The organism is Solibacillus sp. GQ1 (genome assembly GCF_059758555.1).
Window position 1 is genome coordinate 2,140,035 of sequence record NZ_JCAXEX010000001.1, and the last position, 14,757, is coordinate 2,154,791.

At 37.9% G+C, this 14,757-nt stretch carries 11 protein-coding genes; 3 read left to right on the forward strand and 8 right to left on the reverse strand.

Annotated features, from left to right (window positions below):
* Positions 1 to 8 precede the first annotated feature (8 nt).
* The 8 genes from AC6CH1_RS10975 to AC6CH1_RS11010 all read right to left on the reverse strand — a co-directional run bounded on the left by AC6CH1_RS10975 (position 9) and on the right by AC6CH1_RS11010 (position 10,881).
* A complete protein-coding gene (locus AC6CH1_RS10975; protein WP_498317480.1) occupies positions 9 to 1,442 on the reverse strand; it encodes an S-layer homology domain-containing protein in 1,434 nt (477 codons plus the stop codon).
* A gap of 77 nt (positions 1,443 to 1,519) precedes the next feature.
* Positions 1,520 to 3,214: a phosphate ABC transporter ATPase gene (locus tag AC6CH1_RS10980; protein ID WP_498317482.1), complete on the reverse strand. Its 1,695-nt coding sequence runs from the start codon at positions 3,212 to 3,214 to the stop codon at positions 1,520 to 1,522.
* 142 nt (positions 3,215 to 3,356) lie between these two features.
* Positions 3,357 to 3,530, reverse strand: coding sequence for a YjfB family protein (locus AC6CH1_RS10985; RefSeq protein WP_251686634.1), 174 nt, complete (start codon positions 3,528 to 3,530; stop codon positions 3,357 to 3,359).
* 123 nt (positions 3,531 to 3,653) lie between these two features.
* Entirely contained in the window at positions 3,654 to 4,235 is a 582-nt protein-coding gene (yihA, locus tag AC6CH1_RS10990; RefSeq protein ID WP_079528090.1) for a ribosome biogenesis GTP-binding protein YihA/YsxC, read from the reverse strand.
* Positions 4,235 to 6,577: an endopeptidase La gene (lon, locus tag AC6CH1_RS10995; protein WP_427708844.1), complete on the reverse strand. Its 2,343-nt coding sequence runs from the start codon at positions 6,575 to 6,577 to the stop codon at positions 4,235 to 4,237. Before lon ends, yihA begins: the two co-directional genes overlap by 1 nt.
* Before the next feature lie 258 nt (positions 6,578 to 6,835).
* Positions 6,836 to 8,107, reverse strand: coding sequence for an ATP-dependent protease ATP-binding subunit ClpX (gene clpX / locus AC6CH1_RS11000; RefSeq protein WP_251686632.1), 1,272 nt, complete (start codon positions 8,105 to 8,107; stop codon positions 6,836 to 6,838).
* Between the two features lie 385 nt (positions 8,108 to 8,492).
* Complete coding sequence (gene tig / locus AC6CH1_RS11005) at positions 8,493 to 9,782, reverse strand: trigger factor (protein ID WP_498317484.1); 1,290 nt, start codon at positions 9,780 to 9,782, stop codon at positions 8,493 to 8,495.
* A gap of 109 nt (positions 9,783 to 9,891) precedes the next feature.
* Positions 9,892 to 10,881 carry a DUF3196 family protein gene (locus tag AC6CH1_RS11010; protein ID WP_498317485.1) on the reverse strand — a complete coding sequence of 330 codons (990 nt, stop codon included), beginning with the start codon at positions 10,879 to 10,881 and terminating at the stop codon, positions 9,892 to 9,894.
* A 343-nt stretch (positions 10,882 to 11,224) separates the two neighbouring features.
* Here AC6CH1_RS11010 and proC point away from each other — a divergent pair, with 343 nt between their 5' ends.
* The 3 genes from proC to nspC all read left to right on the forward strand — a co-directional run bounded on the left by proC (position 11,225) and on the right by nspC (position 14,658).
* Positions 11,225 to 12,034 carry a pyrroline-5-carboxylate reductase gene (gene proC / locus AC6CH1_RS11015; RefSeq protein ID WP_498317487.1) on the forward strand — a complete coding sequence of 270 codons (810 nt, stop codon included), beginning with the start codon at positions 11,225 to 11,227 and terminating at the stop codon, positions 12,032 to 12,034.
* A 201-nt stretch (positions 12,035 to 12,235) separates the two neighbouring features.
* Positions 12,236 to 13,465: a saccharopine dehydrogenase family protein gene (locus AC6CH1_RS11020; RefSeq protein WP_427708839.1), complete on the forward strand. Its 1,230-nt coding sequence runs from the start codon at positions 12,236 to 12,238 to the stop codon at positions 13,463 to 13,465.
* A gap of 32 nt (positions 13,466 to 13,497) precedes the next feature.
* Positions 13,498 to 14,658: a carboxynorspermidine decarboxylase gene (gene nspC, locus AC6CH1_RS11025; RefSeq protein ID WP_251689986.1), complete on the forward strand. Its 1,161-nt coding sequence runs from the start codon at positions 13,498 to 13,500 to the stop codon at positions 14,656 to 14,658.
* Positions 14,659 to 14,757 lie beyond the last annotated feature (99 nt).

A 14,757-nucleotide genomic window follows, 5' to 3' on the forward strand; every position in this document is an offset into this window, starting at 1 on the left:
GCATCCCCTTAGTTAAAGAACAGAATATTGTCTCGGTAATTCTCTTTTAAATCTGCTTCTAAATAACGTAAAAATCGTTCAATAATCGCGGAAGACTGTGCACGTGTCAGTGTTGCTTTCGGATTGAAATAACCGTCGCTGCCTGACATTAGCCCTAACTGAGTTGCGACATAAATTGCATCGCGTGCATAATCCGTAATTTTGTAATCATCTTTATAGTCTGTAGAATAGCCTGGATCAGGTGCTTTTCCTTCCAGTCCAAGTGCGCGCACTAAAATTGTCGCTGCCTGCTGGCGTGTTAAAAAACCATCCGGATCAAATGTCGTAGGATTTTTTCCTTTAATAACTCCTTTATCAACCGTTGCCACTAAGTAATTGTAATCCTTTACTGTACGTTTCACGTCTTTGAAAATAGAAGGCTGTGTCTTTTTGCGGTTCGTTTCTTCCAATACACGCAGATCAATTGCTTTACCAATAGCAACTGCAAAATCATAGCGCTGTACAGGTGTATTAGGTGAATAGAAGTTCGATTGATCATCCAATATCCCAAGTGAATACAATTTTTCAATTTGCTCACGTGCCCAGTTGGAAGATAAATCACGGAATTTTGGAATTTTCAGCATTTCCAGCTTCGGCATATAATCGATATTGCTTGCGACCGTTCCTTCGCTACCAGGTAAATCGTATTCGTATTCCGATAGCGAATCGGCAGAGCTAATCGTTTTATAGTTGCCGTTAAAACTTGATAAAGATGCATCGTTTTCGTTATATTCTAGTGTTCGTGACTTGGATGTCGATACTTTGTTTTTCACTGTACCGATCGTCCCGTCATCATATTCAATCTCGAAATCTGTAATTTGTGTTTCAGTAGCTCCCCAGAAATTTTCATATCCTTCATTTCGGCTATCTGCATGTACCGTTATCGTTTTTGTAACAGCATTCTTGCCTCGGCCTGTCGTTTCGGTATATGTTTTGCGGGCAATCGCATTTCCTGAATAATAGTCAGATGCCGGACGCTTGTCTGTAATCGTACTTTTAGAAAGCTGGTAATCCGCCAATGTAAATGTTCTGTCGCCAACTGTAATTTTTTCGGTAAATTTTGTAACCTCACCCGTTGCTGAACTTTGCCCTACTTGGTCATAGTTTGTAACATCGTATGTATACGTAAAATTCCGCGTCAGCTTTTCTCCATTTGGTCCAGCCAACGTAAACTTGTATGTCTCGGTTAACTTGCCTTTAGATTCTCTCGTTGAAATCGTTACATTTTTATTTGTGCCCGTAAATTTAATCGGTTTTCCTGTTAAGAAAAAGTATTCTTCATACTCATATTCGTTTTTTATACCGCCTGTTAAATCGATAGATTGTGCGGAACTTGCTGAAGGGAGCAGCATCAGAAAAAATGAGCATGCCAATAGGAAGGTGAAGCAAAGTTTCTTTCTCACAAATTCGTCCCTCATTTCTTTAAAATTCACTTTTGTTTAAATGGCATGCGAGAAACTTGTCCCGCATGCCTTTTTAATTAGTTTACTAATAATACATAAACTTCCGATGTTGAACGTGCAATTGCTGTTACATGATCTGCCTTATGAATATCAGTAATATCGATTACTTCACCATCTTTAATAACCATCGCTTTTGATAGGTCGAGTGAAAGCGAACCGAAACGGTAGTTCCAGTTACCATCTTTGCTCCACTGGCTGCTGTTAACAACAGATATCTTTTTCGTATTAAAATTAATCGAACTTACACGGCCTGTTAATGTTAACGTAGCCAGTTTTTCATTTGGCACAAAATGAATGCCCTCAATATGACCTTCGTTTACAAAGAAATATCCGTAATATGGATTTGGTGAATTTGTATAATTATCATATAAATCAAGATCCAGTTCCGGAATGACTTTGAATTGCTTTGTTCCGTCCAGTTCAGATGCGATTGTAGAATTACTGTAAGCAAATGATGTAATGGTCTTATCCATATTCCAGAAATGATTATCGAAACGTTGTAAATCTGATAACTCCACTTCATATGCATCTAAATCCGCTACATCAATTCGACCAAAGTAAAGTTTATATTTTGATAGATTCGGTGCTAAATATGCATCATTTGTTATATTGACGATATGAGCATAATCACTCTTAGCCGCACCATCCGTTAATACAAATGCCGTTGTCGAAATCGGTTTTTGCGCTAAATCAAGAGCAATAAGGCCTTCAGGTTCTACTAAACGGCCATTGCGGATTAAAATCGAACCGTTATGGTAATTTAATTTCAAAGAACTTTTAAGTTGCAGTGTATTCACACCAAGATTGACACTTGTAATAGGTTGATAGAATGTACGCTCATTTTTAGCTAATACGATAATCTTATCGATTACTTCCTTGCTGAACTGAGTTTTTGTTACAAAATAAAGCTCACTATTTTTATATTTTTTTAATTGGCTTTTTGAAATTTTTTTATTTCCTACGTAAATACTTGTATTGTTTGTAAAATTAAATGTTGCCTGTGTCTTCGTTCTAACCGTCCCAAAGCGCCAGTTTAGTAAAGGATGCGCATTCTTAACATTTAGCGAATTTTTGTTTGTATTAACCGTATTTAAATCTGCTTTATATAATTCTTTCACCATATTGGCTGTACTCATAATCGTAATTTCAGCGATACGGGAAGTATTGGCTGTTGCAAATTTTAAGCGGACACGGTCTCCTACATAAAGTGAACTTAAATCTACTGATGAGTTTCCTTTGAACACTTCCGTATTGTTTGTCACTGTATAATTTTTCGTTGAAGCGCCGTCGATTTTTACACGGAGCTGCAAACCGTTCGGATCAATCTGTGTCACAGCTCCGGTTACTTGTTTGCTGTTTTCGACGATTGAACCGCCTTCTACATTTGTAGATCCACGCATTTCTGTAATTTTGCCTAAGTTTAATTTAATCGTGACACTCATGCCTGCTTTAAATCCTGCAATTGTTGTCAGCGTATTATTAATATAGTATTTCTGCGTATTCGCAAGGTTAAATGTTGCGGTTTTCCCTGCACTGTTTTTTAATGTGACACTTTTTAATGTTCGTGTGATATTCCCTTTCTTATCTTCAGTTTCATTATAATTTGCTTTCATAAATGTATATGTATTTGATGCTTCAGCTTGCTGCCCTGTTGGTAAGATTGCTAAAGCAAAAGTAATTGCCATTAATACGGTAATGATTTTTTTAAGCAATTTTTCCGCCTCCTTCTCTCAGTAACTTTTCTTTTAATTCATAGCAAACGCCTGGAATATTTGTATTTAATCCCAAATATTGTTGCAGGACCTATATAGTGTAACAAATTTGCCGACTATTGGCATTGGTTGTCGAAATTATTTATACGGAAATATCGATTAATTTACCTAATACGGGGTGTGACGCATCGATCACTTCGACTATTTGTTCCGCATTTTCTTGCTGAAACTCCATCACTTTTTTCGTCATGGCCAATGAAACATCTTGCATCAATCCAGTATGTTTCATCGACATCGCTAATGCAGCAATATCCAAATGTACACCTCCTATTTACCTTTATCGGCTAAATACTATGAATATCAAGTAATTATTATTATTTCTGAGAGTAAATTGGCCAAAATAAAAACAACCCCGAAAGTTAATTCGAGGTTGCGTTGTTTACATGCGTGATTCAATTTCGGCCCAGGCCTCTTCAAAACCAAGACCTTTTTCAGAAGAAAACACAATTAATGGATCTTGCTTTTCCATTTGTAATGTTTCGCGGACAATCTTTTTATGCTTATCCCATTTCCCTTTCGGAATTTTGTCGGCTTTAGTTGCGACAACTATTACCGGGATATTGTAATGCTTTAAAAAATCATACATCATGCAGTCATCTGAAGTCGGGTTATGGCGAATATCAACAATTAAGACAACCGCTTTTAACTGTTCGCGACTCATAAAGTACTGCTCGATCATTCTTCCCCATGCTGCACGTTCTGATTTTGAAACTTTTGCATAGCCGTATCCTGGTACGTCAACATAATAGAGCTGTTCTTCAATTTTATAGAAGTTCAGCTGTTGTGTTTTACCAGGTTTTGACGAAATACGCGCCATTGCTTTACGGCCAATCATACGATTGATAAACGAAGATTTGCCGACATTTGAACGACCCGCTAAAGCGAATTCAGGTAGCCCGTCTTCCGGGAACTGTTCTGGTCGGACAAAGCTGCCGATCATTTCTACGTTATGGACTTTCATTACTTATTAAAACCTCCATCTAGTGCGAGCGCAAGAACTTCTTCCGCTTGTGAAACTAGTTTAAATGTGAGTTGCTCACGAATTGTTTCAGGAATATCATCAATATCACGTTCATTGTCTTGCGGAATGATAATCGTCGTTAATCCCGCGCGGTGGGCACTTAATGATTTCTCTTTTAAGCCGCCGATCGGCAGTACACGACCCCGTAATGTTACTTCTCCAGTCATACCAATTTCGCGTTTAATTGCTTTTCCAGTTATTGCAGACACAATAGCAGTCGTCATCGTAATACCTGCTGATGGACCATCTTTTGGTACTGCGCCTTCCGGAACGTGGACATGAATATCGTGCTGATCGAAATAATCAGCATCCACACCTAAATCTTTTGTTAATGTGCGGACAAATGAAAGTGCGATTTGTGCAGATTCCTTCATTACATCGCCAAGCTTCCCTGTTAAAATTAATTTACCTTTACCAGGTGTTAATGAAACCTCGATCTGCAATGTATCTCCACCGACTGTCGTATAGGCAAGTCCTGTAGCAACACCTACTTGGTTTTCCATTTCCGCCTGTCCATAGCGGAAGCGGTGTTTCCCAAGCATATCCACCAATACTTTCGAATTGACCGTTACTTTTTTCTTTTCGCCAGATACGATTTTTTTCGCGGCTTTACGGCAAACAGTCGCAACTTGGCGTTCCAGTCCACGAACACCAGCTTCACGTGTATAGTAACGAATTAAATCCGTAATCGCTTCGTCTTTCATTGCCATTTGCGTTTTCTTCAAACCATGTTCCTTCATCTGTTTCGGAATCAAATGGTTCTTAGTAATTTCTACTTTTTCGAATTCTGTATAACCTGCGATATTAATGACTTCCATACGATCCAGTAACGGTGCAGGGATTGTACTTAAATCATTTGCTGTTGCAATAAATAATACATCTTGCAAATTGTATGGTTCTTCGATGAAGTGATCACTGAATGTATTATTTTGCTCCGGATCCAATACTTCAAGCATTGCAGCCGATGGGTCTCCACGGAAGTCATTTGACATTTTATCAATTTCATCAAGTAAAAATACAGGATTTGTCGTGCCTGCTTTTTTCATTCCTTGAATGATACGTCCCGGCATTGCGCCGACATACGTACGGCGGTGACCACGAATTTCAGACTCATCACGCACACCGCCAAGTGAAACACGGACAAATTTACGGTCAAGGCTTTCTGCAATGGAACGCGCTAAACTCGTTTTACCTACGCCCGGAGGTCCTGCTAAACATAAAATCGGACCGCGCAATGAATTCATTAATTGACGTACTGATAAATATTCCAAAACACGCTCTTTCACTTTTTCCAGGCCATCATGATCGCGATTTAAAATTTCTTCAGCATAGGCAATATCGATACGGTCCTCCGTTTTTTCTGTCCAGGGAATCGATACAAGCCATTCCAAATAGTTGCGGATGACACCACTCTCTGCACTTGCAGCAGGCAGCTTTTCGTAGCGGTCCAGTTCTTTTAACGCAACTTTTTGTGTAGACTCCGGCATTCCGGCACTATCGATTTTTTTACGAAGTTCAGCAATTTCACCCGTTTTTCCTTCGCGATCACCAAGCTCTGTTTGAATTGCTTTCATTTGCTCACGCAGATAATACTCTTTCTGTGTGCGCTCCATCGCCTGCTTCACTTTTGTACTGATTTTTTTCTCGAGATTTAAAATCTCCTGCTCGTCATGCAAACGAATCATCAAGTGGTCTAAACGCTTTTTAATGTTCGTAATATCGAGCACTTCTTGCTTTTCATTAATTTTGAAAGGTAAATGAGAAGCAATGACATCTGCTAATCGGCCCGGTTCTTCAATATCAAGCACCGATTCGATTGTTTCCGTCGTAATTTTATTTGAAGATTTTGCGTATTTTTCGAAATACGATAATACAGTACGCATTAAAGCTTCCGTTTCCGCATCTTTGTGCAGCTCATCTTCAAATAGTTCCAAATCTGCAGTTGTAAATTTACCGGAATCTTCATAACGAACCATTTCCGCACGGTTTAAACCTTCAACCAGAATACGCAATGTTCCATTCGGAAGCTTTAGCATTTGTTTTACTTTCGCTAATGTCCCCATTTTATAAAGATCTGCTTTTCCCGGTGAATCAACACGTAAATCTTTTTGAGTTACCAAAAAGATTGTGCTATCTTCAAGCATCGCATGTTCTAGTGCAGCAATAGAACGTTCTCGACCCACATCAATATGTAAAACCATCGTTGGGTATACAAGAAGTCCTCTTAACGGTAAAACTGGCATATTAGTTAATTTTTTTGTCACGCGGGTATTCACCTCCATCCAAATCTTAAAAACAACCCGCAATATAAGTATGTGTTAGTTTCTTGTCAATTACGCCTAAGCGTAGCTGTGTCCAGATTTTTCCGAGTTTATGTGCTCTAAATACTGGAGCAAACCATAAATAACGCTTCAAAACCTGTATCATTCGGCTAAAAATACCCGAAACTTTATGTATATACGTTTTGTAAGAAAAAGCTGACTTTGGACTTGCTTGAGAAGTCTAAGTCAGCTACATAGTTGAAATCCATTCAGCTAAAATTAAGCTGAAGTTTTTTTGTTGTCATCTTTTTTCAATTCAGACCCATCATCCAAAATTAATTTTGGATCTGCTTTATCACGAATTGTTTCAGCTGTGATGATACATTTTTTAATATCTTCACGTGAAGGCAATTCAAACATAACATCAAGCATTGTCGCTTCGATGATTGAACGAAGACCACGGGCACCTGTTTTACGTTCGATTGCTAATTTAGAAATTTCGACAAGTGCATCATCTTCAAACTCAAGTTCTACATCATCTAGCTCCAACATTTTTTGGTATTGTTTTGCTAAAGCATTTTTAGGTTCAGTTAAAATTTGTACTAATGCATCAACATTTAACTGTTCTAAAGTAGCCAATACCGGTAAACGTCCGATAAATTCCGGAATTAAACCGAATTTCAATAAATCTTCAGGAATTAACTGAGACATAATTGAAGCTTCTTCATCAATATCTTTATTTTGTGTTGAAGCAAAGCCAATTACTTTTTCGCCTTGACGACGTTTAATAATTGTTTCGATTCCATCAAATGCTCCACCTACGATAAATAAGATGTTCGATGTATCGATTTGAAGGAACTCCTGGTGTGGATGCTTACGTCCGCCTTGTGGAGGAACACTTGCAACTGTACCTTCTAAAATTTTCAGTAATGCTTGTTGTACACCTTCACCTGATACGTCTCGTGTAATTGAAGGATTTTCAGATTTACGAGCAACCTTGTCAATCTCATCAATATAAATGATACCCTTTTCTGCACGTTCTATATCATAATCTGCAGCCTGGATTAGTTTTAAAAGAATATTTTCAACATCCTCACCAACATAACCTGCTTCAGTTAAGCTTGTCGCGTCAGCAATTGCGAATGGTACATTTAAAATACGCGCCAACGTTTGAGCAAGTAAAGTTTTACCGCTACCAGTTGGTCCGATTAATACGATATTCGATTTTGATAATTCAACATCATCAATTTTTGAATTCGAATTAATACGTTTATAGTGATTATATACAGCAACTGCCAATGCTTTTTTTGCACGTTCTTGTCCGATTACATATTCACCTAAAATATTTAAAATCTCTTTAGGTTTTGGAATTTCATTGAACTCGATTTCCTCTTCGATCCCTAACTCTTCCACTACGATCTCTGAGCATAGTTCGATACATTCATCACAAATATATACGCCTGGTCCTGCAACCAGTTTACGAACTTGTTCTTGTGGTTTACCACAAAAAGAGCATTTTAAATTGCCTTTTTCATCATTAAATTTAAACAATTTGGTTCACCCCTATTCAAGCAACAATCTTACAAGATTCTAGTTGTTTTATCAAATAAATTGATTGCGCGTTGTTACTAGCTTATTTTATGTCCTATTAAACTTTGCTGGCTGTTCAATAGTTAATGAAATTATATTGTAACTTTTTATCATTAAATATTCAAATGAACCAACTATTATATGTATGTATTCAAAGGTAGAAAACAAGGCACGGGAATACCGTACCTTGTCAAAATCTCATTTTATTCAATCCGTACTAGTTTTATCTTTATGTTAGACGGTAGCCCAGGAATTAAACCGGTACTTGTCGGTACTGATTCTTGCTTCACCATGGTCATGAATCAGTACAGGATTGAATTCGAACTCGATTATTCAAAACAAATAATTAGTTAGAAATTTTAGCGTTTTCAACTAGGAATTCAACTGTTTTTTGAGTGCGGATATCGTTCTCAAGAACTTGAGTTCCACCTAAAGCAGTTAAAATTTGGTCGTTTGACATACCGAATTGAGCAGCCATTTTTTCAACTTCTGTATTGATATCTTCTTCAGATACTTCAATATTTTCAGCTTGACCAATTGCTTCTAAAACTAAAGATACACGTACACGGTTTACAGCTTCTTCAGCCATTTGAGTGCGTAATGCTTCTTCGTTTTGACCTGAGAATTGGTAGTATAGGTCTAAGTTCATGCCTTGCATTTGTAAACGTTGGCCGAATTCTTGAACCATACGGTCAACTTCAGTGTTGATCATACCTTGTGGAATTTCAACTTCTGCATTAGAAGCTGCTTTTTCTACTAACTCGTCGCGTAAAGAAGCTTCAACGTCTGCTTCTTTGTTAGCTAAAGTTGTTTCTTTTAATTTAGTGCGTAATGCTTCTACAGTTTCAACTTCTGGATCGATTTCTTTAGCGAACTCATCAGTTAAGTCTGGTAATACTTTTGTTTTAACTTCTTTAACTGTTACAACGAATTTCGCTTCTTTACCAGCTAATTCAGCAGCATGGTATTCTTCTGGGAAAGTAACTACTACATCTTTCGTTTCACCAGTTTTAGCACCTACTAATTGCTCTTCGAAACCTGGAATGAATGAACCAGAACCGATTTCTAATGAGTAGTCTTCACCTTTACCGCCTTCGAATGCTTCTTCTCCAACAAAACCTTCGAAATCGATTACAGCTGTATCGCCTTCAACGATTGCTTCATCTTCTTTAATTTCTAATTCAGCTTTTTTAGCTAATTGAGCGTCGATTAAAGATTGAACTTCTTCGTCTGTTACTTCAGCAGATTGTTTTGTTACTTCTAAACCTTTATATTCACCTAATTTAGGTTCTGGTTTCACAGTTACTGTAGCAGTGTATGTGAAGTCAGTACCTTTAGCGAAATTCTCAGTACCCGCGATTTCCGGGTAGTCAACTGGCTCAATACCAGCTTCGTCTAAAGCAACTGGGTATGAAGAATTGATAACGATTTCTAAAGCATCTTGGTAAAGAGCTTCTACACCGTACATTTTTTCAAATACGTTACGAGGCATTTTTCCTTTACGGAAACCTGGTACATTAATTTGTTTTACTACTTTTTTGAAAGCTTGGTCTAAAGCTTTATCAACTTCTGCAGCTTCTACAGTAACCGTTAATAAACCTTCGTTACCTTCTTGTTTTTCCCATTTTACTGACATATATATTACCTCCAAAGTTAACATTCGTTTGAATAAACAAACTCGTCATATATATTGTTTGACAACCATTTTAGTATAACATAGATGCTCAATGTTTCAACTTTTTTCACTACTCTTGCAAATCCGACATTTTTTCTATGTTTTGTAAAAAAGTTACTATTTCACCATTCTTTTCGCTGTCTTCACCGAACATTGTTTTCACGTAATCGATATAGCCTGCTGCAACTTCTTCACTGGAATACCCGGACCATTCATACGGATAAAGGACAATTGCATGCTTATCAATTAAGTGCAGCGCAAACTCTAATGTTGAAGGTTCCTGCGCCAATTTTCCCGCTATAATTTCCGTAATTTCCGTATATTGAGGCAGCTTCGTCGGCAACGGAAAATTCACCGGATTTAATTCTATGGACTGATCAAGTTTTGTTACAGTAACTGACATATTGATTTCCTGTTCAACAAGCAGGATGAGCAGTAAACTTTTTATAAATGGTTCGATTCCATCGTTTTCAATGATTGCTTTCAATTCATCTGAATAAGGACGGATATTCTTTTCTGTAAGCTCATGTATTAGGATCATTTGCTGTTGTGCGGACTTTTCTAAAAATTCTGTTGCCGTAAATTCTTCAAGTTCTTCATCTTCTATAATTGTTGCTTGAAAATGGGATTCCTGATTTTCGGCAATATGGGCGTTCAAGTTTTTTAAACGTTCGAATTTCCCCACTTCATGATCAGGAATTAACTGTTCGTCAAACAATGACTCAATGATTTTTTCGACTTGTTTAAACTGGCGTAATTGCATGCAGATCGTTAAGTACAATTCCATTACTTCAAAGTACATGTTAGGGCCTATCGCAAGCAATTCCTCACATACTTGTTTCGCACGTTCGAAATTTTTTTCTTCATATAATGAGTACGCAAAAATACTAAGTGACATTTCATCCCCTTCACCCAGCAACAAAGCTTGCTCAAATAACTCATTCGCTTCTTTGTATTGGTTATTTTCAGCCATATGTTTTGCTTCATTAAATAACCGGTCCGTCATCCCAGGGAATAAAATTACTTTTCCATGACCTTTATTCTTTTTATTTTCTTTCATCTAATCACTCCATCGGCGACAAAGTAATGCTAATGCACTCTTCGTCCATTGCATTTATTTTAACGTTGTTTTTTCATTCCAACAATAAGTACTCAAAAATTATAGTTATATACAATTGATTACTCGTATGCGTGTTTTAATTCGAAGTTGTTACCCTTTTTCCTCAATGTTCCCGTTCTTACTTGGAAATAACCTATTTTATTGATAATATCAGCAGATTGAAGGTATTTTTATGTGTGAAAAAAGTCGTTCTGGTTGCATTGACCGAGCAGTGCGGTATACTAAGCGCTATGAATATTTACGTAATAGATATAATTAAATTAATTGAAAGAAGGATTTATAAATGAAATTTGGATTTATCGGCCTTGGAAACATGACTGGCGCGATTATTCACGGCATGATTACAAGCGAGCAATTTAATGCTGCCGATGTACACGGGATGAATAGGAGCCGCGAAAAAACCGATGACCTTGTACATAAATACGGCATTCAGGCAGCCGATACGATCGAACAGCTAATGGAACAAGTTGACGTTATTGTCATCGCTGTAAAGCCCCAAATGTTTGAAGATGTTTTACCCGCAATTAAAAAACACCTGACAAATAAACACATCGTCATTTCAATCGCTGCCGGTAAATCACTCGATTATTTACACGAGGAACTTGGAAGCGAAACGTCTATCTTCCGCGTTATGCCAAATATCAACGCTACCATCGGGGCATCGACAAGTTGTTATTCAACTCAGAAAGCTAGTGACAATCAAAAAGCCATCGTCGAGAAGCTGTTTGCTACAGTCGGAACAATTGTTGAACTTCCTGAAAGCCTATTCTCAATCTTTACAACAATCGGTTGTGCTTCTCCTGCCTTCACTTACCTTTATATCGACTCATTAGCACGTGCGGCAGTTCGTGAAGGAATGCCAAAAGATATGGCACTTCAAATTGCAGCAAGCTCTGTATTAGGCAGTGCGCAAATGGTATTACAGTCCGAATCACACCCATGGGCATTGATCGATCAAGTATGTTCACCTGGAGGAACGACAATTCAAGGTGTCACTTCCCTTCAAGTCAATCACTTCGAAAGTACAATCTACGAAGCCGTTGATGCCGTTACGAACCGTGATACATTTTTGCAAAAACAGACAGTTAAATAGAAATGCCAGCCCAGTGGATTTGACTTCTCACTGGGCATTTTCTTTTTTAGACAAAAATGATAATAATTTATGTTTTTCATTTCTCTCAATTCTCAAAAAAAAATATGAGAACATAATTGCTAACTACCGTACTATTCTATATAATCAATCTTGTTTCAAAAATGAAACCAAAAAATTATAGATTTGGAGCGTGACAAGAAATTGGGTAAAGCATTGATTATTGGAGCTGGCGGTGTAGCTAGCGTTGTCGTACATAAATGTGTACAAAACTCAGAAGTATTCGAAGAGATTATGATCGCAAGTCGAACAAAATCAAAATGTGATGCTTTAAAAGATAAATTAGATGGTGGAAAAACGATTATTCACACAGCACAAGTGGATGCGGATAACACTGAGGAACTAATTGACCTAATCAATGGATTTAATCCAGATGTGGTGATCAATGTAGCTTTACCATATCAAGACTTAACTATTATGGATGCATGTTTAGCAACAAAGACTCACTATGTAGATACAGCGAACTACGAGCCTTTAGATACTGCTAAATTCGAATATAAATGGCAATGGGCGTATAAAGAACGTTTTGAAGAAGCAGGTATTACTGCGCTTCTAGGTTCAGGTTTTGACCCAGGTGTAACAGGCGTATTCACAGCGCATGCACAAAAGCATCATTTCGATGAAATTCATTACATCGATATCGTTGATGCAAACGGTGGAGACCACGGACTTCCATTCGCAACAAACTTCAACCCTGAAATCAACATTCGCGAAATTACTGCGAACGGACGTTTCTGGAAAGATGGCGAGTGGGTTGAAACGGAGCCTTTAGAATATAAAACAGTTTATAACTTACCGGAAATCGGTGAAAAAGATTGCTACCTTCTATACCATGAAGAGTTAGAATCTTTAGCGAAGAACATTAAAGGTTTAAAACAAATCCGCTTCTGGATGACGTTTGGCGAAAAATACTTAACACATTTAAATGTACTTGAAAATGTAGGTATGACTTCAATTGAGCCAATCGAATTCCAAGGACAAATGATTCAGCCAATCCAGTTTTTAAAAGCTGTTTTACCAGACCCAGCTACATTAGGTCCTCTTACAAAAGGTAAAACAAACATCGGCTGTATCGTTCGCGGTATTAAAGACGGTAAAGAAAAAACTTACTATGTATACAATGTATGTGATCACCAAGAATGCTACAGAGAAGTTGGCTCACAGGCGATTTCATACACAACTGGTGTACCGGCAATGATCGGCGCAATGCTTGTAATGAACGGCGAATGGCAAAAACCAGGTGTATGGAATGTAGAAGACTTCAATCCAGACCCATTCATGGATGCATTAAATAAATGGGGATTACCATGGCACGAAACAGAAAACCCTGAATTAATCGACTTGGAATTTACTTCTGCTGGAGAAAAAGCATAATGGCAGATATTAAAAATACGAAAAAACCTGTGATGGCGGCTGCTCTTGCAGAAGAAACAGGCATAGACTGGTCACAGGCACCATCTCCAGCCTTCGTAGTGGACGAGCGATTACTTGAGCGCAATTTAAAACTATTAAAATCCGTACAAGATCGCACGAATTGTGATATTTTACTTGCACTTAAAGGCTTTTCTATGTGGTCAACATTTCCGATGGCGCGCAATTATTTAGCGGGAATTACATCTTCCTCACTATTTGAAGCACGTCTTGGTTTTGAAGAATTCGGCAAGGAAGTACACGCTTACGCTCCTGCTTATGCAGAGCATGAAATCGATGAGTATTTAACTTATGTCGACCATATTGTATTTAACTCTTTTGATCAGTTAAATAAGTACAAAGACAAAGTGTTAAATCACGAGAAAAATATTTCTATTGGTTTACGTGTAAATCCTGGTTATTCAGAAGTGGAAACTCCTCTGTACGACCCTTGCTATATTAACTCGCGTTTAGGTATTCCGGTGGAGTCATTCCGTCCGGATGAACTTGACGGTGTTGAAGGCATTCACTTCCATGCTATGTGTGAGCAAGGTGCTGAAGTTCTGGAGCGTATTTTAGTACACTTTGAAGAGAAATATGGTGAATACTTGCATCAAATGAAGTGGATCAACTTCGGCGGCGGACACCATATTACGAAACCAGGTTATAATGTTGAGCTATTAGTCAGCTTAATCAACCGCATCCAAGAAACATATGGCGTAAAAGTAATTTTAGAGCCAGGCGAAGCAATTGCGCTTAATACAGGGTATTTAGTCGCGACAGTGCTTGATATCGTGCATAACGGCATGGAGCTTGCAATTGTCGACTCTTCAGCTACTTGCCATATGCCGGATACACTTGAAATGCCTTATCGCGCGCATATTATCGGTTCGGGTCAGCCAAACGAAAAAGCTTACACATATCGTTTAGGCGGCATGACTTGCTTAGCAGGTGACATTATCGGAGACTATTCTTTTGATGAGCCGCTTAAAGCAGGCGACAAACTTGTCTTTACGGACATGGCCCATTATACAATGGTAAAAACGCATATGTTCAATGGTGTAAATTTACCAAGTATTTGCACTTACAATGAACAAGATGGAGTGAAAGTAATTCGTACCTTCCAATACGAAGACTACCGTAACCGTCTATCTTAATTAACAATACAGGGTAACAAAACATCCATTTTCTCCTTGAGGAAATGGATGTTTTTCTGTTTTCAGAAGTTCCGTATTTAAATATACTTTTATCATTTT

Coding starts and splice junctions, on each gene's coding strand:
- nspC (WP_251689986.1), top strand. CDS start 13,498: ATGGCGGCTGCTCTTGCAGAAGAAACAGGCATAGACTGGTCACAGGCA.
- lon (WP_427708844.1), bottom strand. CDS start 6,577: ATGGAGGTGAATACCCGCGTGACAAAAAAATTAACTAATATGCCAGTT.
- yihA (WP_079528090.1), bottom strand. CDS start 4,235: ATGAAAGTCCATAACGTAGAAATGATCGGCAGCTTTGTCCGACCAGAA.
- tig (WP_498317484.1), bottom strand. CDS start 9,782: ATGTCAGTAAAATGGGAAAAACAAGAAGGTAACGAAGGTTTATTAACG.
- proC (WP_498317487.1), top strand. CDS start 11,225: ATGAAATTTGGATTTATCGGCCTTGGAAACATGACTGGCGCGATTATT.
- AC6CH1_RS11010 (WP_498317485.1), bottom strand. CDS start 10,881: ATGAAAGAAAATAAAAAGAATAAAGGTCATGGAAAAGTAATTTTATTC.